The sequence below is a fragment of the Cellvibrio sp. BR genome, from assembly GCF_000263355.1.
GTDB lineage: Bacteria > Pseudomonadota > Gammaproteobacteria > Pseudomonadales > Cellvibrionaceae > Cellvibrio.
Genome location: NZ_JH668201.1, coordinates 631,059 through 657,090, shown reverse-complemented (window position 1 = coordinate 657,090; position 26,032 = coordinate 631,059). Strand labels below are relative to the sequence as shown.

Annotated in this window: 28 protein-coding genes and 2 tRNA genes; 25 read left to right on the top strand and 5 right to left on the bottom strand. The window is 47.5% G+C overall.

The window, feature by feature from the left end:
• Nucleotides 1-29: 29 nt before the first annotated feature.
• Nucleotides 30-932, top strand: a complete 903-nt coding sequence (locus O59_RS08040; RefSeq protein WP_007641393.1) for a DUF4892 domain-containing protein — start codon at nt 30-32, stop codon at nt 930-932.
• A 58-nt stretch (nt 933-990) separates the two neighbouring features.
• On the opposite strand, the gene folE is transcribed toward O59_RS08040, so the two are convergent.
• Nucleotides 991-1,533, bottom strand: coding sequence for a GTP cyclohydrolase I FolE (gene folE / locus O59_RS08035; protein ID WP_007641392.1), 543 nt, complete (start codon nt 1,531-1,533; stop codon nt 991-993).
• A gap of 143 nt (nt 1,534-1,676) precedes the next feature.
• On the opposite strand from folE, the gene prmB reads away from it, so the two are divergent.
• The 16 genes from prmB (at nt 1,677) to O59_RS07955 (ending at nt 17,503) form a co-directional block, all read left to right on the top strand.
• On the top strand, nt 1,677-2,606 hold the full coding sequence (gene prmB, locus O59_RS08030; protein ID WP_007641391.1) for a 50S ribosomal protein L3 N(5)-glutamine methyltransferase: 930 nt from the start codon (nt 1,677-1,679) through the stop codon (nt 2,604-2,606).
• A gap of 81 nt (nt 2,607-2,687) precedes the next feature.
• A complete protein-coding gene (gene aroC, locus O59_RS08025; RefSeq protein WP_007641389.1) occupies nt 2,688-3,788 on the top strand; it encodes a chorismate synthase in 1,101 nt (366 codons plus the stop codon).
• 133 nt (nt 3,789-3,921) lie between these two features.
• Entirely contained in the window at nt 3,922-5,100 is a 1,179-nt protein-coding gene (locus tag O59_RS08020; protein ID WP_225318370.1) for an MFS transporter, read from the top strand.
• A gap of 2 nt (nt 5,101-5,102) precedes the next feature.
• A complete protein-coding gene (locus O59_RS08015) occupies nt 5,103-5,876 on the top strand; it encodes an amidohydrolase (RefSeq protein ID WP_085951712.1) in 774 nt (257 codons plus the stop codon).
• A 20-nt stretch (nt 5,877-5,896) separates the two neighbouring features.
• Complete coding sequence (locus O59_RS08010; RefSeq protein ID WP_007641383.1) at nt 5,897-6,796, top strand: 5'-nucleotidase; 900 nt, start codon at nt 5,897-5,899, stop codon at nt 6,794-6,796.
• A gap of 294 nt (nt 6,797-7,090) precedes the next feature.
• Nucleotides 7,091-8,065, top strand: a complete 975-nt coding sequence (gene cysB / locus O59_RS08005; RefSeq protein ID WP_040391738.1) for an HTH-type transcriptional regulator CysB — start codon at nt 7,091-7,093, stop codon at nt 8,063-8,065.
• A gap of 222 nt (nt 8,066-8,287) precedes the next feature.
• Entirely contained in the window at nt 8,288-9,247 is a 960-nt protein-coding gene (locus O59_RS08000) for a DUF523 and DUF1722 domain-containing protein (protein WP_040391736.1), read from the top strand.
• Between the two features lie 2 nt (nt 9,248-9,249).
• Nucleotides 9,250-10,167: a MerR family transcriptional regulator gene (locus O59_RS20975; protein WP_007641369.1), complete on the top strand. Its 918-nt coding sequence runs from the start codon at nt 9,250-9,252 to the stop codon at nt 10,165-10,167.
• A 9-nt stretch (nt 10,168-10,176) separates the two neighbouring features.
• Nucleotides 10,177-10,611, top strand: a complete 435-nt coding sequence (locus tag O59_RS07990) for a nuclear transport factor 2 family protein (protein WP_007641368.1) — start codon at nt 10,177-10,179, stop codon at nt 10,609-10,611.
• Nucleotides 10,608-12,029 carry a deoxyribodipyrimidine photo-lyase gene (locus tag O59_RS07985; protein WP_040391734.1) on the top strand — a complete coding sequence of 474 codons (1,422 nt, stop codon included), beginning with the start codon at nt 10,608-10,610 and terminating at the stop codon, nt 12,027-12,029. Before O59_RS07990 ends, O59_RS07985 begins: the two co-directional genes overlap by 4 nt.
• Nucleotides 12,030-12,039: 10 nt before the next feature.
• Nucleotides 12,040-12,807 carry an SDR family oxidoreductase gene (locus O59_RS07980; protein WP_007641366.1) on the top strand — a complete coding sequence of 256 codons (768 nt, stop codon included), beginning with the start codon at nt 12,040-12,042 and terminating at the stop codon, nt 12,805-12,807.
• Nucleotides 12,808-12,866: 59 nt separating this feature from the next.
• Nucleotides 12,867-14,135 carry an NAD(P)/FAD-dependent oxidoreductase gene (locus tag O59_RS07975; protein WP_007641365.1) on the top strand — a complete coding sequence of 423 codons (1,269 nt, stop codon included), beginning with the start codon at nt 12,867-12,869 and terminating at the stop codon, nt 14,133-14,135.
• A 33-nt stretch (nt 14,136-14,168) separates the two neighbouring features.
• The gene (locus O59_RS07970) at nt 14,169-14,996 is read left to right on the top strand and encodes a DUF1365 domain-containing protein (RefSeq protein ID WP_050976999.1); all 828 of its coding nucleotides are present in this window, start codon (nt 14,169-14,171) and stop codon (nt 14,994-14,996) included.
• A complete protein-coding gene (locus O59_RS07965; protein ID WP_007641361.1) occupies nt 14,993-16,258 on the top strand; it encodes a cyclopropane-fatty-acyl-phospholipid synthase family protein in 1,266 nt (421 codons plus the stop codon). The genes O59_RS07970 and O59_RS07965 overlap by 4 nt, the downstream gene beginning before the upstream one ends.
• Nucleotides 16,258-16,773, top strand: coding sequence for a DUF2878 domain-containing protein (locus tag O59_RS22290; protein WP_050976998.1), 516 nt, complete (start codon nt 16,258-16,260; stop codon nt 16,771-16,773). The genes O59_RS07965 and O59_RS22290 overlap by 1 nt, the downstream gene beginning before the upstream one ends.
• Nucleotides 16,760-17,503 (top strand): hypothetical protein, encoded by a 744-nt coding sequence (locus tag O59_RS07955; RefSeq protein ID WP_232283053.1) that lies wholly within the window; start codon nt 16,760-16,762, stop codon nt 17,501-17,503. The genes O59_RS22290 and O59_RS07955 overlap by 14 nt, the downstream gene beginning before the upstream one ends.
• 26 nt (nt 17,504-17,529) lie before the next feature.
• On the opposite strand, the gene O59_RS07950 is transcribed toward O59_RS07955, so the two are convergent.
• Nucleotides 17,530-17,820 (bottom strand): EscU/YscU/HrcU family type III secretion system export apparatus switch protein, encoded by a 291-nt coding sequence (locus tag O59_RS07950; protein WP_007641348.1) that lies wholly within the window; start codon nt 17,818-17,820, stop codon nt 17,530-17,532.
• A gap of 43 nt (nt 17,821-17,863) precedes the next feature.
• Complete coding sequence (locus O59_RS07945; protein ID WP_007641343.1) at nt 17,864-19,639, bottom strand: flagellar hook-length control protein FliK; 1,776 nt, start codon at nt 19,637-19,639, stop codon at nt 17,864-17,866.
• Between the two features lie 241 nt (nt 19,640-19,880).
• Between O59_RS07945 and ccmA the strand changes: the two genes are divergently transcribed.
• The 8 genes from ccmA to O59_RS21835 all read left to right on the top strand — a co-directional run bounded on the left by ccmA (nt 19,881) and on the right by O59_RS21835 (nt 25,522).
• The gene (ccmA, locus tag O59_RS07940) at nt 19,881-20,555 is read left to right on the top strand and encodes a cytochrome c biogenesis heme-transporting ATPase CcmA (protein WP_007641342.1); all 675 of its coding nucleotides are present in this window, start codon (nt 19,881-19,883) and stop codon (nt 20,553-20,555) included.
• Nucleotides 20,548-21,261 (top strand): heme exporter protein CcmB, encoded by a 714-nt coding sequence (gene ccmB / locus O59_RS07935; RefSeq protein WP_007641332.1) that lies wholly within the window; start codon nt 20,548-20,550, stop codon nt 21,259-21,261. Before ccmA ends, ccmB begins: the two co-directional genes overlap by 8 nt.
• A gap of 25 nt (nt 21,262-21,286) precedes the next feature.
• Nucleotides 21,287-22,042 (top strand): heme ABC transporter permease, encoded by a 756-nt coding sequence (locus tag O59_RS07930; protein WP_007641330.1) that lies wholly within the window; start codon nt 21,287-21,289, stop codon nt 22,040-22,042.
• Nucleotides 22,042-22,239 carry a heme exporter protein CcmD gene (ccmD, locus tag O59_RS07925; RefSeq protein ID WP_007641328.1) on the top strand — a complete coding sequence of 66 codons (198 nt, stop codon included), beginning with the start codon at nt 22,042-22,044 and terminating at the stop codon, nt 22,237-22,239. The genes O59_RS07930 and ccmD overlap by 1 nt, the downstream gene beginning before the upstream one ends.
• Nucleotides 22,240-22,280: 41 nt before the next feature.
• Nucleotides 22,281-22,745: a cytochrome c maturation protein CcmE gene (gene ccmE, locus O59_RS07920; protein ID WP_040391731.1), complete on the top strand. Its 465-nt coding sequence runs from the start codon at nt 22,281-22,283 to the stop codon at nt 22,743-22,745.
• Nucleotides 22,735-24,738, top strand: a complete 2,004-nt coding sequence (locus tag O59_RS07915) for a heme lyase CcmF/NrfE family subunit (RefSeq protein ID WP_007641320.1) — start codon at nt 22,735-22,737, stop codon at nt 24,736-24,738. The genes ccmE and O59_RS07915 overlap by 11 nt, the downstream gene beginning before the upstream one ends.
• The gene (locus O59_RS07910) at nt 24,731-25,276 is read left to right on the top strand and encodes a DsbE family thiol:disulfide interchange protein (RefSeq protein ID WP_007641318.1); all 546 of its coding nucleotides are present in this window, start codon (nt 24,731-24,733) and stop codon (nt 25,274-25,276) included. The genes O59_RS07915 and O59_RS07910 overlap by 8 nt, the downstream gene beginning before the upstream one ends.
• A 105-nt stretch (nt 25,277-25,381) precedes the next feature.
• Nucleotides 25,382-25,522 (top strand): hypothetical protein, encoded by a 141-nt coding sequence (locus O59_RS21835; RefSeq protein ID WP_191966435.1) that lies wholly within the window; start codon nt 25,382-25,384, stop codon nt 25,520-25,522.
• Between the two features lie 148 nt (nt 25,523-25,670).
• Here the strand turns inward: O59_RS21835 and O59_RS07905 are convergent.
• Nucleotides 25,671-25,747 (bottom strand) — tRNA-Asp (locus O59_RS07905).
• Nucleotides 25,748-25,787: 40 nt separating this feature from the next.
• Nucleotides 25,788-25,863, bottom strand: a tRNA-Val gene (locus O59_RS07900).
• Nucleotides 25,864-26,032 lie beyond the last annotated feature (169 nt).

The following is a 26,032-nucleotide window of genomic DNA, read 5'->3' as shown; positions in this document are numbered from 1 at the left end:
ATAGAGTTGTTTTTACCCTGGAATTGCTTATGAAATTGCTTTTGATCACTGCAGTTTTTATTTTCTCCGGTTTTGTTCATGCGGCAGAGTTATCGCTTGAGCCTTATCACAATGCCCGCATTCTCTTCCAAAGCTCAGGGGAGACTGATGATTATTTATTTGCGCTAGGTAGTTATAAAAAAATCGCGGGCAGTTGGCGATTGGATCGTCAGCAGCGCTTGAGTGGTAATTTGACTCGCTATACGGTGGAGTTGCCTGAGGGGCATAGCGCAAGCAAGGGATTTGACTTCTATTTGGATCAATTGCAAAACTTTAATTTGCGCGAGTTGTTTCATTGTAATGGCCGCGATTGCGGTACCAGTAATTCGTGGGCTAATAATCATTTTAAAATCCTTCAGCTGTATGGTTTGGATCAATTTCAACAGTACGGCGCTTATGAAGTTATCAATGCCGATGCAAAGCCGTTTTATGTTGCGCTATATGCAGTTCAGCGCGGTAATAAACGCGTTTATTTGCAGTTAGATATTGTGCATGTGGATCGGGTTAATGAGCAGGGAATTGCAGCTAATCCTGAGTCAATTATTCGTGCCTTGGATTCCAGCGGTTACTACGTATTTCCGGATTTACTGACGGGTGACGCTCAGGGCGTTATGACTATTAATATCAAACCCGCGCATCTGCAGGCATTGGTTGATGTGTTAAAAAGCCGCCCTGAATGGACTCTCGCCATTGTCGGGCACGATTATTCGCCGGTACCGCTGGCTGTTCAGCAGAAAAACTCCCATGCTTACGCTGAGCAATTAAAAACAGCGGTGCAAGAAGCTGGTATTGGCGCTGATCGTCTGGTGTCTTATGGGGTCGGTGGGTTAGCGCCAGCAGGTAAGGGCGATAGAACGGCGCGAGTTGAATTGGTGAAAATTTACCGCCAATAAAAAACCACAACTGTGTGTGGTTTTTTATTGGCCGATCGATGTGACCGACAGTGGCAATCTAGTCGCGAAGTAATGATAAAAATTCGCTGCGCGTTGCTTGGTTGGAGCGGAATGAGCCAAGCATGGCAGAGGTTTTCATTGAAGAGTTTTGCTTTTCAACACCGCGCATCATCATACACATGTGTTTTGCTTCAATAATAACCCCCACGCCTGATGCGCCGGTAATCTGCTGAATGCACTCCGCAATTTGCACTGTCAGTTGCTCCTGAATTTGCAGGCGACGCGCAAACATATCGACGATACGTGCAACTTTAGATAGCCCCAGTACTTTTCCAGTGGGGATATAAGCCACATGGGCTTTGCCGATAAACGGCAGCAGGTGATGCTCGCAAAGTGAATAGAGTTCAATATCTTTCACCATAATCATCTCCTCCGAGTCCGATGGAAAAAGTGCATCATTCACAACTTCTTCAAGGGTTTGATTGTAGCCTCGGGTTAGAAACTGAAACGCTTTTGCGGCACGGTCGGGGGTGTCTAATAAACCGGGGCGGGTTAAATCTTCGCCAATGCTGGCAATAATACTCGCAAAGTGTTCTTTCATTGGTGCTCCTCCTGCGGCAGCTGCGCACTGCCATTCACAAAACCGCAGTTTACCGCGTTAGCCGTGCTACTAGAAAACATAAATCCTGATTGATTCAATTAATTCGGTAGAATATTGCTACAAAAAAGTATTCGAGGTTATTCATGGCTTTATCTCCTTCTGATTTTGATGCCGCACGCGATGAATTATTGACCATTCGCGATTTCTTGCGTTGGGGTGCGAGTGAGTTTATTGCGGCCAAACTGTTTTATGGTCACGGTACCGACAACCCTTGGGATGAAGCGGAACAATTAGTGCTGCATGCCATTAACCTGTCGCCGCCTTTGGGTGACGAATGGCTGGATGCTCGCTTAACTTTGCCCGAACGTAAAAAAGTTGTCGCCAACTTGGCGCGACGCATTCAAGAGCGAGTTCCTGCCGCCTATATCACCCGCCAAGCCTGGTTTGCCGGGTTGCCGTTTGTGGTGGATGAGCGGGTATTAGTGCCGCGCTCCCCAATTGGCGAGCTGATCCAAAAACGGTTTGAGCCGTGGTTGGTCAATGAACCTGCGCAGATTCTGGATTTGTGCACCGGTAGTGGCTGTATCGGTATTGCTTGCGCTTATGCCTTTCCTGAGGCTTATGTGCAATTAAGTGATATCTCTTTTGATGCGTTGGCGGTAGCAGAAGAAAATATCGAGCAGCATGGCTTGGCTGAGCGGGTATTTGCCATGCAGTCGGATCTATTTGAGAGCCTGCAAGGGCAAGTGTTTGATCTGATCGTTTCCAATCCGCCCTATGTTGATGCCGAAGATATGGCCAGCCTGCCTGAGGAGTATCACGCAGAGCCGGAGCTGGGGTTAGCCTCTGGTGATGACGGCTTGGATTTTACCCGTCGCTTATTGACTGAGGCCGTAGATTACCTGAGCGAGCAGGGCGTGTTGCTGGTGGAGGTAGGGAACTCCTGGCCGGCGCTGGAAGCGGCTTACCCTGCGTTGCCTTTTACCTGGATTGAATTTGAACGCGGTGGTCATGGGGTATTCGTATTAAATGCAGAAGACCTGCGCAAAGCGCGTGCCGATGGAATTCTATAGCGCAGTGCTGCTGGCGATGCGTCATGGCCTTAACTCACGTATAATCCGCCCACTTTTTTATTGATCAGGTGTTTGATTTCTATGTCTGGAAATACCTACGGCAAATTATTTACGGTTACCACCTTTGGCGAGAGTCACGGCGTAGCGCTGGGCGCGATTGTGGATGGTTGCCCACCCGGCCTTGAGTTGACTGAGGCGGATATTCAAATTGATCTGGATCGCCGCAAGCCCGGGCAGTCACGCTACACCACCCAGCGTCGCGAAGAGGATGCAGTCAAGATTTTGTCGGGAGTGTTTGAGGGCAAAACTACCGGTACACCGATTGGCATGCTGATCGAGAACACTGATCAACGCTCCAAAGATTACTCCAATATCAAAGACCAATTTCGCCCGGCCCACGCCGATTACACCTACATGCAAAAATACGGTGTGCGCGACTATCGCGGTGGCGGTCGTTCCTCCGCGCGTGAGACGGCCATGCGTGTTGCAGCTGGCTCTATCGCCAAAAAATATTTGAAAGATTTTCACGGCATTGAAGTGCGCGGTTATCTGTCGCAGCTTGGCCCGATAAAAATTGAATCGGTTGATTGGGACCAAATCGACCAAAACCCGTTTTTCTGCCCGGACGCCAGTAAGGTGCCAGAGATGGAGACCTTTATGCAGGCGCTCAATAAAGAGGGCGATTCCATCGGTGCAAAAATCACCGTGGTCGCCACCAATGTGCCGCCGGGTTTAGGCGAGCCTATTTTCGATCGCCTCGATGCCGAAATCGCCCACGCATTGATGAGTATTAACGCAGTAAAAGGTGTTGAAATTGGTGAAGGTTTTGGCTCGGTTGAGCAGCGTGGTAGCCAACATCGCGACGAGATGACACCCGAAGGTTTCTTGTCGAATAACGCGGGTGGTATTTTGGGCGGTATTTCATCCGGTCAGGATATTATTGCCAACATCGCCCTTAAACCTACCTCCAGCTTGCACATTCCCGGTCGCAGTGTAGATGTGCACGGCAATCCAGTTGAAGTAATTACCAAAGGGCGTCACGACCCCTGCGTGGGTATTCGTGCAACACCAATTGCCGAAGCAATGTTGGCCTTGGTGCTGATGGATCACTTACTGCGAAACCGTGGGCAGAATGGTGCGGTGCAGCATTCGGTTCCTGTCATTCCCGGAAGTGTTAAATAAGTACGCCGCTGTTTTTGTAACGAATTTGCTTCACACATAGCCGCTCCATTGAGCGGCTATTTTTATCCCAGGGTTTATTGCTGGCTTTCAAAATCCGGCTTAATAAACAATCTACTCCCTCCGCAGCATGCCTATGTCTCTTTCGTTTGCACAACAAGCAATTCCCTATTGGCGTTTATCCGGCTTTTATTTTTTTTATTTTGCGGTGGTAGGCGCATTAATTCCCTATTGGGGGATTTATCTCAAGTCATTGGGCTATTCCTCGCAAGATGTAGGGGTGATCAGTGCGATTATTTTGGCCACGCGTATTATCGCTCCCAATTTTTGGGGCTGGTTGGCTGACCGCACCCAGCAGCGGCTGCGCATTATTCGTGTTGGCAGTTTGCTGGCGAGCATTATTTTTGCCGGCGTGATGTTGGATTCACGCTATTGGTGGCTGGTGTTGGTAGTCAGTTGCTACACTTTTTTTTGGCATGCCGTGTTGCCGCAATTTGAAGTTATCACCCTCGGTTATTTAGGTGATAACTACTCGCGCTATGGGCAAATTCGTCTCTGGGGTTCCATGGGGTTTATGGCCGCGGTGGTGGGATTGGGCTGGGTATTTGATGTGCTGCCCGTTCGCTATTTACCGCTCTTTATTCTCAGTTTTCTAATTCTGATTTGGCTTTCAAGTTTAAGCCTGAAAGACATGACCCGGAAAAAAACAGCCGCAATCAGCGGTGGTTTTTGGGGGGTGATAATGCAGCCAACGGTATTGTGTTTTTTAATCGCCAGTTTTTTGCTGCAATTTAGCCATGGCCCTTACTATACTTTTTATACTCTGTATCTGGTCGAGAATTATAACTACTCACGCTCTGCCACAGGGCTGTTGTGGGCACTGGGGGTACTGGCGGAAGTAGCCATATTCATAGTGATGTTTAAGCTCCTGCAGCGCTTCACATTGCGCACTTTATTGCTGTTTAGTTTGCTGGTCAGCATGGTGCGTTGGTTGTTAATTGGTTACCTGGCAGATTCATTGTGGGTACTCTTGTTTGCCCAGCTTATGCACGCTTGCAGTTTCGGTATTGCCCATTCTGTTTCCATCGAGTTAGTGCGCAATTATTTTACCGGTGGACATCAAGGGCAAGGGCAAGCTCTCTATAGTTCATTCAGTTTTGGTGCGGGCGGTGCAGCGGGTGCGTTAGTAGGTGGGTTACTCTGGGATTACAGCGCCCCCTTAACTTTTTTATTGGCGGCGATTTCAGTGGGCATCGCATTTTTATTGTGTTATTTCTGGTTGCATCCTGCACATCAAGCCTTACGAGGTGATTGACCTTGAAGAATCTGGTAGTTGCTTTAGTTCAACATATGATTACCCCGAATGCGCCCGAAGAAAATTTGGTGCGCTACGCTGCCGCGCTGGCATCGATGAATAAAAAAGTGGATTTAATCGTTTTGCCCGAAGTTTTCACTACAGGTTTTTGTTCGAGTGCTCGCCAGTACGCTGAAGTTGTTGGCGGGCGCGCTTATCAATGGATGCACCAACAAGCACATCAGTATAGCGCCGTAGTGACAGGTAGCCTGGTGGTAAAAAGAGGTGATGAGTATTTTAATCGCCTGGTGTGGATGCGCCCTGATGGCACTCATGTGCATTACGATAAACGCCATTTATTTCGCATGGCAGGTGAACATACCCGCTATGCGATGGGAAGTGAGCGTGTTTTGGTGGAGCTTAACGGCTGGCGTATATTGCCGTTAATTTGTTACGACCTGCGCTTCCCTGTGTGGAGTCGCAATAGAAACGATTACGATCTCGCACTCTATGTGGCAAATTGGCCAAGTGCCCGCGCCTTGCATTGGAATCGGCTGTTGCAAGCGCGGGCTATTGAGAATCTGAGCTATGTCATTGGTGTAAATCGTGTTGGTATGGATGAAGCGTCGCAGCATTATGCAGGCGACTCCAGTGTTTACAGTGCTACCGGTGAACTGATTGCTACCAGCCAGGAAGCTGAGGTGTTAGTCGTTGAGTTATTTGCCGAACAATTGCAAGAGTATCGCGCGCGTTTTCCTGCGCATTTGGATGCAGACAACTTTGAATTGCGCGGCTAATTTTATTTGGAGAGTGTGGTATGGCTAAGGGTTTTGGTGACAAGTTAGTGATAGCGATTTCATCGCGTGCCTTATTCAATCTTGACGATAGCCATCAGGTGTATATGAAGGATGGCCTGGCTGCTTACGCGCAATACCAAATTGATCATGAAGACGAAATACTACCGCCAGGTGACGCATTCCCAATGGTCAAAAAATTGTTGCGTTTGAATGAACGTCTGGGGGGGGGGCCGCGTGTGGAGGTTATTCTGTTGTCTCGCAACAGTGCAGATACCGGCTTGCGGGTGTTTAACTCCATCGAGCATTACGGCCTCAAGATTAGTCGCGCTGCATTTTGTGGCGGTACTTCTCCTTACCGCTACGCATCGGCATTTGGCTGTCATTTATTCCTTTCAACTGAGCCGGATGATGTGCGTCAAGCATTGGATCACGGCATGGCGGCAGCAACATTAATTGCCTCCAAACCGCAAGTTGAGAATGAAGACGAACTGCGTTTTGCATTTGATGGCGACGCAGTGATTTTTTCCGATGAGGCGGAGCAGGTTTATAAGTTGCAAGGCTTGTCAGCCTTTACCGAAAGCGAAAAAGCGTCTGCCAAAGAGCCTCTCAGTGGCGGCCCATTCAAACAGTTCCTTTCCGCACTACATGGGTTGCAAGCGGAGTTTGGTGAAAATTGCCCCATTCGCACCGCATTAGTAACAGCACGCTCAGCTCCTGCTCATGAACGGGTTATTCGCACCTTGCGTGCCTGGAATATTCGTATCGATGAATCCCTCTTTTTGGGTGGCTTGGCAAAAGGGACTTTTTTAAAGGCTTATGGGGCAGATGTTTTTTTTGATGATCAAAAAATGCACTGCGAGTCGGCCCGAGAACATGTAGCGACTGGGCATGTACCTCATGGAATTGCGAATCGCCCCTAGGGCTGGCACGTAAATTTGTTATCCCATATAGCCAATAATGACTGTTTTGCCCCTAATTTTTATCATTTTTGTAATATTAGAGGTTTAGTCGCTTTGCATTTGGTAGATATAGTCTAAAGTTGTAAACAGAGCTGTTTGGCGTGAAATTAATAATTCCAAGCGAGCTGTCCTGCATCAACTATTCTTTTTGTAAATAAATACCTTTAATTTTATAACCTTGGGGTTATCTCAAGGATCATGTTACCGGTATCGCTACTGGCGGTATCCCCAGTGAGTGAGCCAATCGGAGGGCTTATGAAGCTGCAACAATTACGTTACATCTGGGAAGTGGCACATCACGACCTGAATGTGTCTGCCACAGCACAGAGTCTGTATACCTCCCAGCCGGGCATCAGTAAGCAAATACGCTTATTAGAGGATGAGCTAGGTGTAGAGATTTTTTCCCGAAGCGGGAAGCACTTAACCCGCATTACGCCGGCGGGTGAAGCCATACTGAAAACGGCAGGAGAGATCCTGCGTAAGGTTGAGAGTATCAAGCAGGTGGCTCAGGAGTTCAGCAATGAACGCAAGGGCACATTGACCTTGGCGACAACTCACACCCAGGCACGTTATGCCTTGCCACCGGTGATTGGCTCCTTTATCAAGCAATACCCTGAAGTTGCACTGCATATGCATCAGGGAACGCCGATGCAGATTTCTGAAATGGCGGCTGATGGCACAGTTGATTTTGCCATCGCGACAGAAGCCATGGAGCTGTTTAGCGATTTGATTATGATGCCGTGCTACCGTTGGAATCGCAGCATCGTAGTACCCAAGAATCACCCACTGGCACAGGTTGCCAACCTGACGCTGGAAGATGTCGCCAAATATCCAATTGTCACCTATGTGTTTGGTTTCACGGGGCGCTCCAAACTCGACGAAGCGTTTATTAATCGTGGTTTGGCTCCTAAAGTTGTTTTCACGGCGGCAGATGCGGACGTAATCAAGACCTACGTGCGTCTGGGGCTGGGGGTTGGCATTATTGCGAGCATGGCCTACAACGAGACGACCGATACTGACCTGGTTGCACTGGATGCAAGCCATTTATTTGAGGACAGCGTTACCAAAATCGGCTTTCGGCGCGGTACGTTCCTGCGCGGCTTCATGTACGACTTTATTGAAAAATTTGCGCCACACCTCACCAAAGATATTATCAATGAAGCATTTAATCGCCATTCACGTGCCGAGTTGGATGAATTATTTGAAAATATCAAAATTCCTCGTCATTAAACCAAAAATAAAAACCGGGCTAAATGCCCGGTTTTTTTATTCTTGTTTATCAAGCAGTTGCTGATCAATCTTAAAAATAATTTTAATTTCTTGATGGCCCGCACGAGTGTATTTAACTGTCGGTTTTTCGATTATTTTTTGAATAAGTTATACAAATTATTTGCTTTGTATAGGTTTGTGTATTAAAACTTATACATCACCAATTATTTGTATAGGTTTTCCATGATCAAGATTCCTGTAGGTGTTAGCCAGTGTCTCTTGGGCGAGCAAGTGCGTTTTGATGGTGGCCACAAACGTAGCCGCTATTTAACAGACGTACTCTCCAACTTCATCGAGTTCCGCCCTGTATGCCCGGAAGTGGCTATCGGTCTGGGAATTCCGCGTAAACCAATCCGCTTGATGGTAATTGGTGACGAGACCCGGGTTGTTGGTGTCGCCAATCCCGAGCTGGATGTCACTGATGCTTTGGTGGCTCAAGCTGAGTTGGCCGTTGCACAAATGCCGGACATCTGCGGCTATGTATTCATGCAAAACTCCCCCAGCTGTGGGGTTTATGGCATGAAACGCTATCGCATTAATGGTTACACCATGGATGCCAAAGGGCGCGGTGCTTATGCCAAACGTTTTATGGAGCTGATGCCTCATTTACCGGTGGAAGAAGCAGGGCGCCTGAATGATGCGGGGCTGCGCGATAACTTTCTCACCCGCGTATTTGCATTTCACGATTTTAAAAAGCACCTTGCCCATGAACCCACTGCCAAAAAGCTGATTAACTTTTACTCCCGCTATAAATATCAGGTGATGGCCCACCATGTGCCCAGTTACTTTGAGCTAGGGCGTTTTTTATCCAACCTTGCCGGGCGCGATATTCAAGCCAGCTGCGAACAATTTTTTCAATTATTCATGGCTGCACTTTCACACCACGCCACGCGCAAAGGCAATACCAACGCCATGATGCACTTGCGTGGCTACCTCAAAGAAATTCTGAGCACGCAGGACAAACAAGAGTTGTCACAGCTCATTGATTCCTACAAAGCTGGCATGGTGCCTTTGGTGGTGCCCTTGACCCTGTTAAAACACCATCTGCTCAAGTTGGAAAACCCTTACCTTAAATCACAAACCTTTTGGTCACCGCATCCAGAACAGCTGGGTTTACGTAACCACATCATTGAGAACAGCTGACAATGAGTAGCACTCAATCATTGCCACTCGAGGGCGAATCAGTTGATGCAGAGCTGGTTCCAATTCGAGAGATATCGCGTGTGACGGGCGTCAATACCGTAACACTGCGGGCGTGGGAGCGCCGTTATGGTTTATTAGTTCCCCAGCGAACCAGCAAAGGCCACCGGCTCTACAGTCGTAGCGATATCCAGCGTGTTAAAGAGGTGCAGTTGTGGCTCGGGCGCGGCTTGGCTATTAGCAAAGTAAAAGCGCTGCTGGCCAATCAAACCCTGGCGCAAAATGAGCAAGTTATTGATTCGAATTGGATTCAACTCGCGCAGCAAATTTATACTGCCATTAATAATTTTCAGCGCAAGCCACTCGAGCGATTAATCGCCGATACGCTCGCGCTTTATCCGGCGGAGATGGTTGCCGATTATTTATTTATACCACTGATGGATGACTTGGCAGGAAACGAACCAGGTATGAGTGCACGGCGTGCTTTCTTTTCAAATCTGGCGCTGGAGATGATTTTAGAGGCGCAAGCGCGGCAGCGCCAATCAGCAGCAGGCGAGCGAATTTTGTTGTTGTCTCCTACAGAACAAGAGAATCCGCTACTGGCACAGTTATTCGGTTATAGCCTGTTAATTAACCAACATCCGATTGAATACCTGGGGTACTTGAATCCACAGGAAGCGCTGCTGGCATGTCAGGCGCTTAATGCAAAAATAGTTGTGCTTATAGGTTACGACACCGTGAATGCTGCAGGCTTACAACTACACTTAACAAGCTTACTGGAAAAGTCCGCGGTACAAATTGTGGTGGTGGGAGAGTTGATTGCACCATTCCCCGCACTTGATTTGGCCGGGCAACCTGCGGTGAAGCCTTGCACTAACCAGCAAGAGGCCGTTTTATTTATTAATCAATTTTTGAAGGGATGATTCGTCTCTATGACGCCAACAGTTCCACAAAAAGTGCGTGCCATGTATATGCGCTTTGATAAAAAAATACTCAAAATTCTGCCGGAAATTTATAGCGATGACATACAGTTTCGTGATCCATTACACGCCGTAAATGGTATTAATAATCTTGCGCAATATTTTGGTGGGATGATGGATGACTTGCTTGAGTGTCGCTTTGAATTCCATCATTCATTGGAAATGGTAGAGCGCGGTGAAGCCATTCTGTTTTGGACCATGCACTACCGGCACAAAAAAATTGCCGGAGGAAAACCACTTGAACTCACGGGTAATAGTCACCTGCTGTTCAACGAAAAAGTTTATTACCACCGCGATTATTTTGATGCCGGCTCTATGCTGTATGAGCATTTACCCTTATTGGGTGCCGCGATTCGCTACGTTAAAAAACGCATAGGTGCCAAATGACGGCTTTAGTGTGGTTGCGTCACGATTTGCGTTTGCGCGATAACCCGGCGTTGTTTAAAGCGGCAGAGTTGGGTGCCGGTGTGGTCGCTGTTTATATTCATTGCGATGCCTATGTGCGGTTGCATGATCAGTCTGCCGCCCAGCGCGACTTTATTCGTCGTCACTTGCATATTTTGCGCAACGAGTTGGCAAGGCTGAATATTACGCTGTTGGTGAGCCGGGTGGAAAAACCCGCGCAGATCGCACCGGAATTATTGCGTCTCGCACAAAGTGTGAATGGGAGCCATTGTTTTTTTAATGCGGAATATCCGGTTAATGAATTAAATCGCGATATGGCTGCCAATCAATTGCTGCGCGAGCAGGGCATCGCTGTAAAACGCTGCCATGATCGCTGCATTGTGCCACCCGGTATGGTGCGCAATGGTCAAGGCGAGCCTTACAAAGTATTTACCGCGTTTAAAAAGAAGTGGCTGCAAACAGTTATGCCCCTGTCGCTAACACCATTGGCGTTGCCACAATCGCAAACATTGGACTCCGTTATCAAAGCTTGTTCGCCAGATGCGATAGATCAACTATTTTCAGGCCATGATTTACGCGACCTTTCGGCGCTTTGGCCTGCTGGTGAGCAGGAGGCATATCGCCGGCTGGATGACTTTATCGCCAATGGTCTCACCCAATATCTGGATCAGCGCGACTATCCCGCTATCGAAGGTACATCCACACTCTCTCCCTATTTTGCCGTGGGTTCTCTTTCGCCACGGCAGGCTTTATCTGCAGTGCTCGCCTACACCTATGGCGATTGGAGTGGTAATGCCGGCGCCGCTTGTTGGATTAGTGAATTAATCTGGCGTGAGTTCTACCAGCATGTGGTGGTGGACTACCCGCAAGTGTGCAAACGCAAAGCGATGCAGGCGCACACCGAAGCGTTTCCCTGGCAAAAAGATACTGCTTTATTTGAAGCTTGGTGCAAAGGCATGACCGGCATTCCCATTGTTGATGCAGCCATGCGCCAGTTAAACGCGACCGGGTGGATGCACAATCGCCTACGCATGGTGGTGGCGATGTTTCTCACTAAAAATTGCCAAATTGATTGGCGCTGGGGCGAGCAATATTTTATGTCGCAGCTGATTGATGGCGATTTTGCAGCCAATAACGGTGGCTGGCAGTGGAGCGCATCTACCGGTACCGATGCCGCCCCTTATTTCCGTATTTTTAATCCCTGCAGTCAATCGGAACGCTTTGATCCAAAAGGCGATTTCATTCGTAAGTGGGTATCAGAAGTAGCGCATTTGTCTGCCAAGGAAATCCACAATCCGCCGCCCTTGATTAAGTACCCGCGACCCATTGTTGATTTGTCAGAGAGCCGCAAAGCCACGATTGCGCTATTCAAAAATTTACCGCCTGTTGCCACTACCTAGAGTTATTGCCATGACACCTGCTGCCGCGCAACGCACGATTTTAATTACTGGTGCCTCCAGCGGAATTGGGCGTGAATTGGCGCGCAGTTATCTAGCTGCAGGGGAGAGGGTATTTGTGTTGGCGCGTTCGGCCGAAAGTTTGGCAGAGTTGGTTGCGGCTTATCCTACCAGTTGTATCGCTGTGCCAGTGGATTTAACCAGCGACGCCGATTGCCTGCGTGCTGTAGAAGCCATTCATTCGCAAACTGATTACTTGGATATCGCGATTCTAAATGCGGGCACCTGTGAATATGTGGATGTCTATAACTTATCCATCGAGCCGTTCGACAAAGTAATGGCTATTAATTGGCGCGGCACATTAAACAGTTTGCAGTTTTGTTTGCCCTTGTTACGCAAATGCCAAGGGTCGCAATTAGTGGGCGTTTCCAGCATGGCCAGTATTTTACCAATGCCGCGCTCACAAGCTTATGGCTCTTCCAAGGCGGCGCTTGAATATTTATTTAATTCACTGCGCGTGGACCTAGTTAAAGAAGCGATTGATATTTCCATTGTGCGACCCGGTTTTGTAAAAACACCGCTGACAGCACGCAACGATTTTCCTATGCCATTTGCGGTGGAGAGCGATTTCGCTGTGAAAAAAATAGTACAGGGTATCGCTAAACGTAAGTGGATTATTTCATTTCCGTGGCAGTTGGTGTGGATCATGAACTTTATCGCGTATCTACCACTGAAATTACAAACAGCGTTATTGAAAAAAATTTCCCGAAACTCGGGCTGAATCTTTTTTTTGCTAAAAATTGAATATGAATTGGTAAGTACCTGGATAAGAGTAAATAAATGTCATCACTGATACGTAAAAAAATTGCCATTATCGGCAGCGGTATTAGCGGCTTATTGAGCGCCTATTTATTAGCACGTCGACACGATGTGCACGTGTTTGAGTCTACCAATGAAATTGGTGGTCATACCGCAACTAAAACGGTCAGCTTGGGTGATGAACAATTCGATGTTGATACCGGTTTTATTGTGTTTAACGATCGCACCTATCCCAATTTTATTAAATTGCTTGAGCTGTTAGGCGTTGCTTATCAGCCTACGGATATGGGGTTTAGTGTTTCTTGCACTACCAGTCAATTTGAGTACAGCGGTACTTCTTTGAATGGTGTATTTGCCCAACGTAAAAATATTTTTAGCCTTGCTCACCTGCGCATGCTTAATGAAATAGTGCGGTTTAATAAAGCCTGCACCCAACTTTACCACTCAGATGACATTCCAACGGAAAAAACCTTGGGTGATTATTTGCATGAGCAAAGCTATAGCGAGAGATTTCGTCGCTTTTATATATTGCCCATGGTCTCTGCTATTTGGTCTTCCGGGCTGGAAACGGCAGCCGCTATGCCGCTGGTGTTTTTTGTGCGCTTCTTTCACAACCACGGTTTGCTCACCGTAACCCAACAGCCCCAGTGGTTTACGATCAAAGGTGGTTCGCACCAGTATCTGGAGCCGCTAACACGCTCTTATCAACAAAACATCCATATCAACTGCGCTATCAGCTCAGTAAAACGTGTGGCAGAAGGTGTGCTGGTTACCAGTACCAAGTTTGGCGAACAATTGTTTGATGAAGTTGTATTCGCCTGCCATAGCGACCAAGCACTTAAATTATTAGCTGACCCCAGTACAGCTGAATATGAAATTTTATCGGCGATTCCCTACAAGCCCAACGACGTTGTTTTGCACAGCGATGTTCGCTATTTGCCAAAATCCACCCGTGCTTGGGCCAGTTGGAATTATTTGCTATTGGATGAGTCTGCCGATGCAACGGCACTCACTTACAATATGAATATTTTGCAAAGGCTGAGTGCGCCGGTTACCTTTTGTGTATCGGTTAATGCAGGTGATGGCATTGATCCGGAAAAGGTCTACGGCCGTTATCACTACAGCCACCCCATGTTCACACTTGATTCCATTGCAGCGCAGGCGCGTTGGGCAGAGATCAGTGGCGTAAACAAAACACATTTTTGCGGTGCTTATTGGCGCAATGGTTTTCATGAGGACGGCGTCGTTTCTGCGATACGTGTCGCGCAATCGCTCGGAGAAATCTGGTGATGATTTACGTCTATCATGTTTGGAGTGGCGCTTATGCATAGCGCTATTTATCAAGGTAAGTTACGTCACAGGCGTTTTCATCCCAAACGTCATGAGTTTACTTATAACTCCACCCTATTTTATATCGACCTGGACGAATTGCCTGAACTTTTTTCTGGTGTGCGCGGCTGGTCGTTGAATCGAAAAAATATTGGCAGCTTTTTGCGTAGCGATTATTTAGGTGATCCTTCAATCCCATTAAAAGATGCAGTGCGCAGCAAAGTGAAAGCGTTGGTGGGCTCTTGTCCCCTTGGCCCAATACGCATGCTGACCAATTTACGCATGTGGGGGTTCTGCTTTAACCCGGTGACCTTGTATTACCTATTTGAAGCTGATGCGAACTGCCCAAGCGTGATTCTTGCCGAGGTGAATAATACGCCGTGGAATGAACGCCACTGTTACTTGGTACAGTGCAGCAGTCAGTCGGGAAAGACCAAAACTGAATTTGAAAAAAAATTCCATGTTTCACCTTTTAATCCACTGGACATGGTTTATCACTGGGTAAGTACAAACCCGGATGAAAACTTGTTAGTGCACATGGAAAATCATGCACCGCCTATACAAAAAAAACTCACTGGCACCACTAATCCCATCTGCCATATGGATGCCACTCTCAATTTGCGACGCTATGCATGGTCGCCCATTTTGTTAAAACGATTGCTGTGGTTACAACCTTGGGCCGCGATAAAAGTGCCACTCGCAATTTATTGGCAAGCAGCCCGTTTATTTTTTAAAGGTGCACCCGTGTATTCGCACCAAACAATAAATCCTTTGCACACTGACACCAGTGTAGAACTTAAAACGACAGGGGAAAAATCGTGAAATCGACCAGTATCGCACTTGCACCTAAACACCGCGTTACTTCACTCACACGCAACCAGTCTATCGCCAAAGGGTTGTTGTTCAACATGTTGCGGGGGCTTGAGACCGGTTGCCTGCGTGTGCATGAGCAGGGTGAGCTGTTTGAGTTTGGTCAAGCGCATGAACAAACCGAATTGGTGGCGGATATTTTTGTACATGATGCCAATTTTTATTCGGATGTGATTTTTGGTGGTTCGGTAGGTGCAGGTGAAGCCTACATGAGCGGTTATTGGTCTACCCCTAATTTAACCCAAGTGATGCGGTTGTTTGTGCGCAATATGGATGCCCTTGATCGACTGGACAATAGTCAATCGATTATTGGGCAGTGGTTGTTGAAAGTATTTCATTGGTTTAATCGCAATACCAAAGAGGGGTCACGTAAAAATATCTCGGCGCACTATGATTTGGGTAATGATTTCTTCAAATTATTTCTTGACGAAACCATGATGTATTCGTCAGCTATTTATCCTGCGCCGGACGCAAGCTTGTCTGTTGCGGCGGTTCATAAATTGCAGCGTGTGTGTGAAAAACTTCAGCTGACTGCACAGGATCATTTGTTGGAAATTGGTACTGGCTGGGGTGGAATGGCCATTTATGCGGCACAACACTATGGCTGTCGTGTGACCACAACAACTATCTCAAAAGAGCAGCGGGAGTATGCGCTGGCACGCGTTGCGGCGGCAGGTTTGAGCGATAAAATTACTGTGCTATTTGATGATTATCGGGATCTCCAGGGGCAATTTACTAAACTGGTGTCAATAGAAATGATTGAGGCAGTAGGGCACGATCATTACGCGCAATACTTTGCAACTTGTTCGCGTCTGCTCGCGCCAAACGGGTTGATGTTGATCCAAGCAATTACCATTAAAGATCAGCGCTATGAGCGTGCACGAAAAGCTGTTGATTTTATCCAGCGCTATATTTTCCCTGGTGGTTCCTTACCGTCTATTAGTGTTGTTAGCGATTTTGTTAAACGCAAAACCGACATGAATATTTTACACATCGAAGATATTGGCGAGCACTACGCGCAAACCTTGAAACACTGGCGGGATTTGTTTATAGAAAAGTTGGATGAGGTGCGGGCTCAAGGTTTTGATGATCGCTTTATTCGCATGTGGGAATTTTACCTTTGTTATTGTGAAGGCGGATTTCGCGAGCGCAGTATAGGAACCGCACAGATAGTTTTTGCTAAACCTGACTATCGCACAGGGTTTTTCGATTAATGAAACGCAGTCTAGTATTGACCACAACTAACATTTTCTTGTTTCAGGTGGGGTGGCTGGTTTGCATTTTATGCGGCAGCCAATGGGCATTGTTATACACCGCAGGGGCGCTCTGTTTGCATTTTTTCTTGTCGACGCAGCGCCTTGGCGATTTGGTGGCAGTGATGTTGTGCTTAGCGATTGGATTGGCGCACGACCTTATTTTGATCAGAACCGGTCAAATCAATTTTGTTGAATCTCCTCTCTGGCCGCCCTTGTGGTTGGTTTGTCTCTGGATTTTGATGGGGATTACACTCAATCACTCATTGCTTTGGGTTTACGAGCGCCCCTATTGGGCTGCAGCCTTGGGGGCAATATCTGGCCCCTTGAGTTATTTAGCGGGTGTTAAGCTTTCTTCGGCACAATGGTCTAGCCCCTTAACCGAGGTTGTTCCTATAATAGCCTTCCTGTGGCTGCTCGTTCTGCCGTTGCATCGTTTTCTGAGTGTGAGGATTAAGCCTTATGTACCGCATTAACTCCCTTATTCCGACCCATGTTGTGAGCGTTTTATTGTTAATGCTCACTATTGTTTCTTTGCCTGTTGTGGCCGAGAAGAGTTATGTTGTGGCGGGTACCGCCTACAATCTGGAAAACAATCAACTTGCCTACCGTGAGCTGTATACCGCGCTGGATGAAAATAAATCGGTAACTGTTGATTATTTTTCGCCAGAGGGAAATCTCTTTGCCACTAAAACTCTGGTTTATCAGGGGGAGTTTTTTCAGCCCAGCTTTGAATTGCAAGACAACCGCGACAACGAATATGTAGCAGCCCAATTTCAAGGTGCGCGCTTAGTGCTGAGCCATGGCAAAAGTGCCAATGTGAACGAAAAAGTAATTCTCGATAATGCTCGCCTGGTTATCGATGCAGGGTTTGATGCTTACATTCAGATGAATTGGGAGCAATTAATGGCGGGTAAACGCTTGAAGTTTGAGTTTGCTTTGCCAGTCCGACTAAGCACCATTCAGTTGGAAGCGCGCAAAATCAAAGCAAGTGAGTCGCCAGCAAACGATAAAGAATTTGGCGCAGATTGGGTGCACTTCCGCATAGCTCCGGCAAAAGCATTTATTTCTTTTTTTGCCGACCCGATCTACTTGGCTTACAACCCTAATGGCAAATTTCTAATGCGATTCTACGGCCGTTCCAATCTGGATAATAATGCAGGTGATCCGGTGGATGTTAGAATTGACTACGAGTATCTGAATTAACAATACCGACAATTTTTGATGCTTGGTTAGTTTTGCCAGGCATCTGGCACTTTTCCTTCCAATTGATACGCAAAGGCGATGATGTAGGCAACGGCAATATAAAGTGCCTCGGGAATTTCATCGCCTAACTCCAGCGTTACCAGCAAATCGACTAATGCTGCGTTATCGCACAGCGGCACACCATGTTCGTTGGCAATATTAATAATTTGCTCTGCCACTGCACCGGTGCCTTTGGCGCTTACATGGGGAGCATTTTTTCCGTCGTAATACAGAGCGACAGCCTTTTGTAATTGCGTGCCGGAATAGGTTTCAGTCATACCAGACTCTCACAATGGTTAATAAATTTTTCCTGTCAGGGCATCAGGTTTTTATATCAACTAACGAATAATTTACCGACATTTTGGGTGTGGGCGGCAAGCCGGGTACACATTGCAATTGTGCGATTTGAATGCCTTCTTTTTCCAATTGCGCTTTGAAAGTATCGAGCCGTGCCTGTGCTTGCTGTAACGTTTTTTCTTGTTCTGCCCAAAATTTTACGCTGAGCCGTTCGTTGAGTAATGCGAGCTGCGCATAAAGCTTTCCTACCGCTGGCAAATCAAATCCCAACATGACATTCCATTGCCGTACGCGTTTTGCTTCCTTCTCGGTGGACTCTTCAGAATCTTCAACCCACTTTTGTTCAAGCTGAATAGTTAAGGGGTGGACGTCTTGTCCTTGGCGAACGGGAATTTCCATCTGCCAGGATTGGGTGGGTTGTGGCTGGTCGGTTTGTGTCAGTTGGTGGCTGAGGGTGTGAATTTGCTGCAGCTGGATTTTTGCCAGGCTGCCGAGGGTGTACTGGTGCATTAACATCACTAACTGGGCGCGCAATTGTTTTTGATTCAATTCTGCTGGTTGTTTTTGCATCATAAAGGCAAGCAATTGGGGTAGGGCGCCAGCCAGATTCAATTTGCCGGTTTCACTGATAGGAACCAGTGCGGCAGCTGAGCTGGCGACAAGTTCTCGCTCCAATTGATGTAACACGCCCAGCAACGCACCTTTTAAATCCTGCGCAATGATTTTATCCAGATTGATGACTGGCGTTTTTGAGCCGTTTGCTGCAACTCCAGCAGCGAGAAGGTTAGTTGCGCCAGCAGTCAAAAGCTTGTTCGCTAATTGGTTTTTATCAGTAGCTGATGCGCTGGCACCAAGACCTGCCTGAGCAGCAGTAGTTACTGGGATTTGCTTGTCAGCTGGCTGAACTGTGGCATTTGCGGTCGCCATAACAAGGCCAAGTGCTTGCGCCAATTTCTGTTCAAAACGCTGGCCGTTGTTATTGAGCGTCGTTTCCAGCAGTTTGGGATTGGTTAATTGATCGGTGAGGCGAATATGGTTGGCGACGGTTTTCAATGCACCCTGTAACTCGCTCGACAACCATTCCCCACGTGAAGCTGGCGGCATTTGCTGCACAAATTGGGTGAGTTTCGGCAGGGCCTCCAGTAAATCCTGACCTCGGTCTTTAACGGGCAGTAGCTGGCGTAGGCTTTCACTGATAGCGTTTTGCGCCTTCACCGCCAGCTGCTCTTGCACGCTGCCTTGTTGCACACTGCGCAATACGTCTAACAGCGATGCTGGCAAAGCTTTTCCTTCGCTCTGTAAGGATGTAATTAAGCTAATCACCTTGTTCAACTGCTCGTGGGCAATAGGCTCCAGTATTTGTATGCGTTGGTTCGCCGTTAACTGCAGCAGGAGTGATTGCCCAACACTCACAGGTTCGATGCTATAGCTCAACAGGTGAGTAGGAACGGGTGGCGTAGCACTGGTCGAGGTTTGCAACGGGTTGGATACCGCCAAATTGATCAGCTTCAGACTGGGTGTTTGGGCCAGTGCTTTTTGCTCGAGTAGCTGTGCTAAAACGGCTTTCACTGCCGGCACAGCAGAGTTTTTATTGAGTTGTGTTAATGCTGTTTCAATTGATTTCAGTAGCTCGGCGCGCTCAGCCGGGCTTGCCTGGGTTACTTTTTCCACCTGCGCAATAAATTGATCGCCCGTTTTCAACCCGAGGGTTTTGGCGAGCGCGCTAACCTGTTCGATCTGTATCTGCTGTTGGCTGCGCAAAGACAAATCGGATTTATTGGTGATAGCGTTAATGTCCATTAGCGATTCCGATTATTGATTCATCGCATCAAATGCGCAATTTGAGGTGCTTTGCCGGGAGCCACACGGCTATAATCGCGCGCAGTTTCTTGAGCGCAGGATGCGGACTCCGGACAAGTGAGCTGTGATGAGTATAGCGGCTCGCCCTTTTGCTGTGTCGATTTGTGATTCGACCCAGATAGACTTTGGCACTCCCGGCTAGGTCGATAACTAAGGTAAATAGCTAAGGTTGAAACACCGCATGACTGATTTGCTAACCCCGCTGCTTGAATTGCACGACCTCAGTTGCGAGCGCGATGAACGCTGCTTATTTACTGGCCTTAACATCCGCTTTGCAGCGGGCGATTTAGTGCAAATCGGCGGCCCTAATGGTGCGGGTAAAACCACCTTGCTACGCGCCATTGCGGGTATCAGTCAGGATTATGAAGGTGAAATCCGCTATAGCGGGCAGCCACTCGCCACCGCGCGCTGGGAGTTCGTGCGCGACAGTCTTTATCTCGGTCATCTTGCCGGTATCAAAAAAGCCCTAAGCCCTGCAGAAAACCTCTCCTGGTATCTCGCTCAAACAGGTGATAGTAGTGACATCAATCAAGCGCTCACGGCTGTGGGTCTCTACGGTTACGAAGATACCCCTTGTTACCAGCTCTCCGCCGGACAATTACGCCGTGTGGCCTTGGCGCGTTTGTATTTAAGTCAGGCACGCATTTGGATTCTTGACGAACCTTTTACCGCTATCGATAAACCGGGCGTTGCCCAACTGGAAGCACTTATCGCACGCCAGGTAACGCAGGGTGGTTTGGTGATTTTGACCTCGCATCAGGATTTAACCTTGCCACAGCTGCGCATGATTAATTTGCAGGGTTACCAGCCAACAGCGTCAGCGTTTGAGCCGGGTGGGGCAACTGCCAATGGCTAATCCGACATTAAAAAATGATCGTGGGGGATTCTCGTTGTTGGCTGGTTTTGTTGCTAATTTTCGACGTGACTTGTTAGTTGCCGCGCGCCACAAATCCGAATTGGCGAATCCGCTGGTATTTTTCCTGATTGCGATCACCTTGATTCCCTTGGGCGTTAGCCCGGAAAAATCAGTATTGGCACTTTTGGCGCCAGGTATTGTGTGGGTAATGGCGCTGTTGGCAACACTCTTATCGCTCGATGGTTTATTTCGCAGTGACTATGACGACGGCTCACTTGAGCAAATGTTAATCAGCCCGCAATCACTCTATTTTGCGGTAATGGCCAAGGTGCTGGTGCATTGGTTAGTATCCGGCTTACCAGTCACATTGTTGGCACCAGTTCTGGCGCTTATGCTGAGCCTGCCTGCGGAAGGTTTTTGGGCACTGTTCACTTCACTGTTACTTGGCACCGCATCCATGAGTTTAATTGGCGCAGTAGGGGCAGCACTCACAGTTTCACTGCGTAAAGGTGGGTTATTGTTGTCGCTGATCGTCATGCCCCTGTATATTCCGGTTCTCATTTTTGGTGCAAGTGCTGTGCAAAGCGCGGTGCAGGGCGGTGCAATCGGTATGCAATTGGCAATTCTGGGGGCTTTTTTAGCCTTGGCGATTGTTTTGGCACCTATAGCGGCAATGGGCGCGTTGCGCATCAGTGCCAACGGTTAAACATAATAATCAGGTCTTACTCTATATGGCATGGCAATGGTTTCATCGTTTAGGTTCACCGCGCTGGTTTTATGAAAAAACCACTTCCTGGCTGCCATGGTTGGCGGGAATTAGCATTGCGTTACTCCTGACTGGCGCAGTATGGGGTTTGGCTTTTGCGCCCGCAGATTACAAGCAGGGCAATAGCTATCGCATCATCTATATCCATGTTCCTGCCGCATTTTTGGCGCTGGCGGGTTATTACATCATGGCGCTGTCAGGTGCAGTGGGTCTGATCTGGAAAATGAAATTGCCCTTTATGGTGATGAAATCTGCTGCCCCCATAGGCGCAGTACTCACATTCATTTCTTTGGTCACAGGATCAATTTGGGGTAAGCCTACTTGGGGAACCTGGTGGGAGTGGGATGCGCGCATCACTTCCATGTTAATTCTGTTTTTTCTCTACCTGGGCATGATTGCCCTACAGCAGGCTTTCCAGCATCGTGATACCGCCGATAAAGCCAGTGCGGTCTTAGCGCTGGTGGGCATGGTGAACATTCCGATCATTTATAAATCGGTGGATTGGTGGAACACCTTGCACCAACCAGCAACTATTAAATTCACCAGCAAATCCTCTATCGATCCCTCCATGCTCTATCCCTTGCTGACAATGGTGATTGGTTTTTATTGTTTTTATGCCTTGGTATTACTCCTTAATACGCGCCTTGAAGTGTTGCGTCGTGAAAGTAAAACCCAATGGGTTAGTGATTTACTGAACAATATCAAACCGGAGTCCAAATAATGAAATTCCAATTTGAATCACTGGCAGACTTTATGGCAATGAGCGGTCACGGTCCTTATGTATGGGCTTCTTATGCGATCACCTTTATTGCCCTGATCTTTTTAGTAGTGAATCCGGTACTACAGCAAAAGAAACTGATAAAACAACAACAGAAATTACGCAAGCTAGCCCAAAGTGCGCCCGCACAACACCAATAGATCACTGACTTTAAATGATTTTTTTGAGAGTAGAACGAATTATGCATCCGCTTCGTAAACAACGTTTGATGATTGTGATTTTTATTGTGGTGTTTTCCAGCATCGCCGTGGGCCTTATGGCTTACGCGCTGCGTGAAAACATCAACCTGTTTTACCCGCCCAGCAAAATTGCCGCGGGTGATGTTCCACACAATAAACGTATTCGAGCGGGTGGTTGCGTCAAACCAGGCAGCGTCCAACGCGCCAGTGACTCGCTGCAAATCCAATTTGTGATTACAGACGGCACCGCTGATGTAAAAGTTAATTTCAATGGAATATTGCCTGACTTGTTCGCCGAGGGGGAGGCTGCAGTAATCAATGGCGTTGTAACTGACGCTGGCGAGCTTGATGCCAGTGAAGTGCTAGCCAAACACGATGAAAATTACATTCCACCTGAAGTGGCAGAAGCTATGAAAGATAAGGGCGAGCATCAAGCCAGTTGCGAGGGTCTAAAATATGCCTCTTGATTTTGTCCAACTGGCGCCCGAGTTAGGGCAATTCGCCTTAATTTTGTCGCTTTGCCTGAGTACGGCGTTATTTTTCTTACCATTAATCGGCGCGCACTATGGCAGTCATCTGCTCATGCGTTCCGGCCCGTCATTGGCAACGGGTTTCTTTTTTTTCGTCGCCTTTGCTTTTTTTTGCTTGACCTATTCTTTTATTCACGACGATTTTTCTGTTCGCTACGTAGCGACTAACTCCAACTCCCTGTTGCCGATTCAATACAAAATCAGCGCTGTGTGGGGGGGGCATGAAGGCTCACTGTTGTTATGGATTTTAATGTTGGCTGGTTGGACTTTAGCCGTTGCAGTTTTCAGTCGCTCATTGCCACTGGACATGCAGGCGCGAGTGTTATCGGTGATGGGTTTTGTGGCGATTGGATTCCTCTCCTTTATTTTGTTTACCTCCAATCCGTTTGATCGCATTTTGCCTATGCCGCCACAAGACGGCAGTGATCTCAATCCGTTATTGCAAGATATTGGCCTTATTATTCATCCACCTGTTTTGTATATGGGTTATGTGGGGTTCAGCGTTTGTTTTGCATTTGCGATCGCAGCATTACTGACAGGCCGGCTGGATAGCGCCTGGGCTCGCTGGTCGCGCCCTTGGGCAACAATGGCTTGGGGTTTTCTGTCGGTGGGCATCGCTTTGGGGAGCTGGTGGGCTTATTACGAATTGGGTTGGGGTGGCTGGTGGTTCTGGGATCCAGTGGAAAATGCTTCTTTCTTGCCTTGGCTAATTGGTACCGCATTAATTCACTCATTGGCCGTTACAGAAAAACGTAGCTTATTCAAAAGCTGGACAATTCTGCTCGCCATTTTCACCTTTTCATTGAGCTTGCTGGGAACCTTTCTGGTGCGTTCTGGCGTGTTAACGTCAGTTCATGCCTTTGCAAATGACCCGGAGCGCGGTGTATTTATTCTCGGGTTTTTATTACTGGTAGTTGGTGGCTCGCTTACCCTTTATGCCCTGCGTGCACCCGTCGTAAAAGGCTCAACCGGGTTTGGTTTGTTTGCGCGCGAGACCCTGCTACTGGGGAACAACATTTTATTAACTATCATCATGATTATGGTGTTGATCGGAACTCTTTATCCATTAATTGCCGATGCCTTGAATCTGGGTAAAATTTCCGTCGGCCCGCCATACTTTAATGTGTTCTTTTTACCCTTGATGGGATTGCTGTGCCTGCTGATGGCATTTGGCCCCTTGGCTAATTGGAAGCGCACATCGGGCAAACAATTCCTTTCACTCCTGTGGAAACCATGGGTAATCAGTTTGATTTTTGCGCTTTTATTTCCGCTCTTTTATCGCGATACCTATGAGCCACTTGCTGCACTGACCGTATTTGTAGCTAGCTGGGTATTCACTGCACTTATTGCCGATACTCTCTATCGCATCCGCAATGGTTCAACGTTAGTTAATGGCCTAAAAAAATTAAGCCTCAGCTATTACGCGATGGTTATCGCGCATGCGGGAATTGCGGTCACTGTAACCGGTGTCGGCTTAACGAGTATTTATACCGAAGAGCGCGACATCCGGATGGAAGTTGGCCAGCACGTACAGGTTGTTGAGTACGAATTTGTATTGAATAAATTGGTAAAAGTGGAAGGCCCCAATTACATCGCCGATGAGGCGCAAATTTCTGTATTTAAGGATGGTCAGTTTTTACGTGAAATGAAACCGCAGAAGCGCCGCTATTTAGCATCGGGCAGCACCATGACAGAAGTGGCACTTGATGTAGGGTTCTTCCGCGATCTCTATATCGCGATGGGGGAGCCACTCACTGAAACTGCATGGGCGATGCGTGTCCACCTCAAGCCGTTTGTGCGTTGGATTTGGCTTGGTGCATTGATGATGGCCTTAGGGGCAGTGCTTGCCGTGGCCGACAAGCGCTACCGCAAAGCGGTTAAACAAGAGATCCAGGTTGATCTGCCCACAGGAAAATTACTCAATGAATAAGCAGCGGTTATTTTTATTTATACCTCTGTTGGTATTTGTTGTGCTCGCTATTTTTTTCTGGCGCGGCTTGTCTCTTGACCCCAACGCCATGCCTTCGGCGTTGCTAAATAAACCTGTTCCTGTTTTCGAGCTACCTGTATTGCCGGCACCGGAGAATCCCTCCGGTCTGGTCACCGCCAATCAGGAATTATTGAAGGGCAGGGTAAGCCTGTTAAATGTGTGGGCGACCTGGTGTGTCACCTGCAGACAGGAGCATGAATTTTTAAACACCTTAAAAGCACAAGGCATTCCTATCTACGGTATAAATTACAAAGATAACAATGATGACGCGCAGAATTGGTTAGCCGAGCTACACAATCCATACGTGTTTAGTGTGATCGACGCCGATGGTCGCCTGGGATTAAATTTAGGCGTATTTGGCGCACCGGAAACTTACATTATCGATAAACAAGGTGTGATTCGTTATAAGCACATTGGGGATGTGAATGCCGCTGTTTGGGAAAACACCATCAAGCCCATCTTTAATAGTTTGCAATAAACCTATCTCAACAACATAAAACGCGTTTGATCCTGATCAATTGTTTTATTCTAGGCATAAGTAGACTGAATCCGTTGAATCAATTGGCGGAGGTGCCTTATGTATATGGATTCTATTGTTGCTTATGGTCTGGTAATCGTGGCTTTGGCTTGCATAATGATTACTTATGTCGGTATCTATGCGTACAAACACATTAAAGAAGACTCTGCAAAAGCAGATAGAGAACTAAATAAGAAAGCTATTTAAGTGAGCGCAGAGAAAACCTAAATACTCAGATAGAAACCAAAGAGCCCCTTGTGGGCTTTTTGTGTTTTAGTACGATTATTTTCTCGTTAGTCATTATATTGCGGACATAAAAAAAGCCCCAGATGTGGGGCTTTTTTCATTTCATATATGGCGGACCGGACGGGGCTCGAACCCGCGACCTCCGGCGTGACAGGCCGGCATTCTAACCGACTGAACTACCGGTCCGCAGCGTCACTAAGAACCACTATTACCTTTTGAGTAGAAGTGGTGGGCGGTACAAGACTCGAACTTGTGACCCATGCCTTGTAAGGGCATTGCTCTACCAACTGAGCTAACCGCCCAAGATATTCGCTTTTCAGCGATCACCTTGTTGGTGGCGCGTATTCTAATGATGTAAAAATTTCGGTCAACCTTTTTCTTACGGTTTTTCCAAAAAAATGTAAAAAACCTAAAAAGTGGTTGCAAAACAATCGCTTGCGATCAGTTTTTACCCTTTATTCAGGCGTACCT

Excerpts from the sequence above, each read along its gene's own strand:
- O59_RS07975 (WP_007641365.1), top strand. The coding sequence starts at position 12,867 with ATGTCATCACTGATACGTAAAAAAATTGCCATTATCGGCAGCGGTATT.
- O59_RS07985 (WP_040391734.1), top strand. The coding sequence starts at position 10,608 with ATGACGGCTTTAGTGTGGTTGCGTCACGATTTGCGTTTGCGCGATAAC.
- O59_RS07930 (WP_007641330.1), top strand. The coding sequence starts at position 21,287 with ATGGCATGGCAATGGTTTCATCGTTTAGGTTCACCGCGCTGGTTTTAT.
- ccmD (WP_007641328.1), top strand. The coding sequence starts at position 22,042 with ATGAAATTCCAATTTGAATCACTGGCAGACTTTATGGCAATGAGCGGT.
- O59_RS07945 (WP_007641343.1), bottom strand. The coding sequence starts at position 19,639 with ATGGACATTAACGCTATCACCAATAAATCCGATTTGTCTTTGCGCAGC.
- ccmB (WP_007641332.1), top strand. The coding sequence starts at position 20,548 with ATGGCTAATCCGACATTAAAAAATGATCGTGGGGGATTCTCGTTGTTG.
- O59_RS07990 (WP_007641368.1), top strand. The coding sequence starts at position 10,177 with ATGACGCCAACAGTTCCACAAAAAGTGCGTGCCATGTATATGCGCTTT.
- folE (WP_007641392.1), bottom strand. The coding sequence starts at position 1,533 with ATGAAAGAACACTTTGCGAGTATTATTGCCAGCATTGGCGAAGATTTA.
- O59_RS07955 (WP_232283053.1), top strand. The coding sequence starts at position 16,760 with ATGTACCGCATTAACTCCCTTATTCCGACCCATGTTGTGAGCGTTTTA.
- O59_RS08020 (WP_225318370.1), top strand. The coding sequence starts at position 3,922 with ATGTCTCTTTCGTTTGCACAACAAGCAATTCCCTATTGGCGTTTATCC.
- prmB (WP_007641391.1), top strand. The coding sequence starts at position 1,677 with ATGGCTTTATCTCCTTCTGATTTTGATGCCGCACGCGATGAATTATTG.
- O59_RS08040 (WP_007641393.1), top strand. The coding sequence starts at position 30 with ATGAAATTGCTTTTGATCACTGCAGTTTTTATTTTCTCCGGTTTTGTT.
- O59_RS21835 (WP_191966435.1), top strand. The coding sequence starts at position 25,382 with ATGGATTCTATTGTTGCTTATGGTCTGGTAATCGTGGCTTTGGCTTGC.
- O59_RS08010 (WP_007641383.1), top strand. The coding sequence starts at position 5,897 with ATGGCTAAGGGTTTTGGTGACAAGTTAGTGATAGCGATTTCATCGCGT.
- O59_RS07970 (WP_050976999.1), top strand. The coding sequence starts at position 14,169 with ATGCATAGCGCTATTTATCAAGGTAAGTTACGTCACAGGCGTTTTCAT.
- O59_RS07915 (WP_007641320.1), top strand. The coding sequence starts at position 22,735 with ATGCCTCTTGATTTTGTCCAACTGGCGCCCGAGTTAGGGCAATTCGCC.
- O59_RS08000 (WP_040391736.1), top strand. The coding sequence starts at position 8,288 with ATGATCAAGATTCCTGTAGGTGTTAGCCAGTGTCTCTTGGGCGAGCAA.
- aroC (WP_007641389.1), top strand. The coding sequence starts at position 2,688 with ATGTCTGGAAATACCTACGGCAAATTATTTACGGTTACCACCTTTGGC.
- O59_RS07910 (WP_007641318.1), top strand. The coding sequence starts at position 24,731 with ATGAATAAGCAGCGGTTATTTTTATTTATACCTCTGTTGGTATTTGTT.
- O59_RS20975 (WP_007641369.1), top strand. The coding sequence starts at position 9,250 with ATGAGTAGCACTCAATCATTGCCACTCGAGGGCGAATCAGTTGATGCA.
- O59_RS22290 (WP_050976998.1), top strand. The coding sequence starts at position 16,258 with ATGAAACGCAGTCTAGTATTGACCACAACTAACATTTTCTTGTTTCAG.
- ccmA (WP_007641342.1), top strand. The coding sequence starts at position 19,881 with ATGACTGATTTGCTAACCCCGCTGCTTGAATTGCACGACCTCAGTTGC.
- O59_RS07980 (WP_007641366.1), top strand. The coding sequence starts at position 12,040 with ATGACACCTGCTGCCGCGCAACGCACGATTTTAATTACTGGTGCCTCC.
- ccmE (WP_040391731.1), top strand. The coding sequence starts at position 22,281 with ATGCATCCGCTTCGTAAACAACGTTTGATGATTGTGATTTTTATTGTG.
- cysB (WP_040391738.1), top strand. The coding sequence starts at position 7,091 with ATGAAGCTGCAACAATTACGTTACATCTGGGAAGTGGCACATCACGAC.
- O59_RS07950 (WP_007641348.1), bottom strand. The coding sequence starts at position 17,820 with ATGACTGAAACCTATTCCGGCACGCAATTACAAAAGGCTGTCGCTCTG.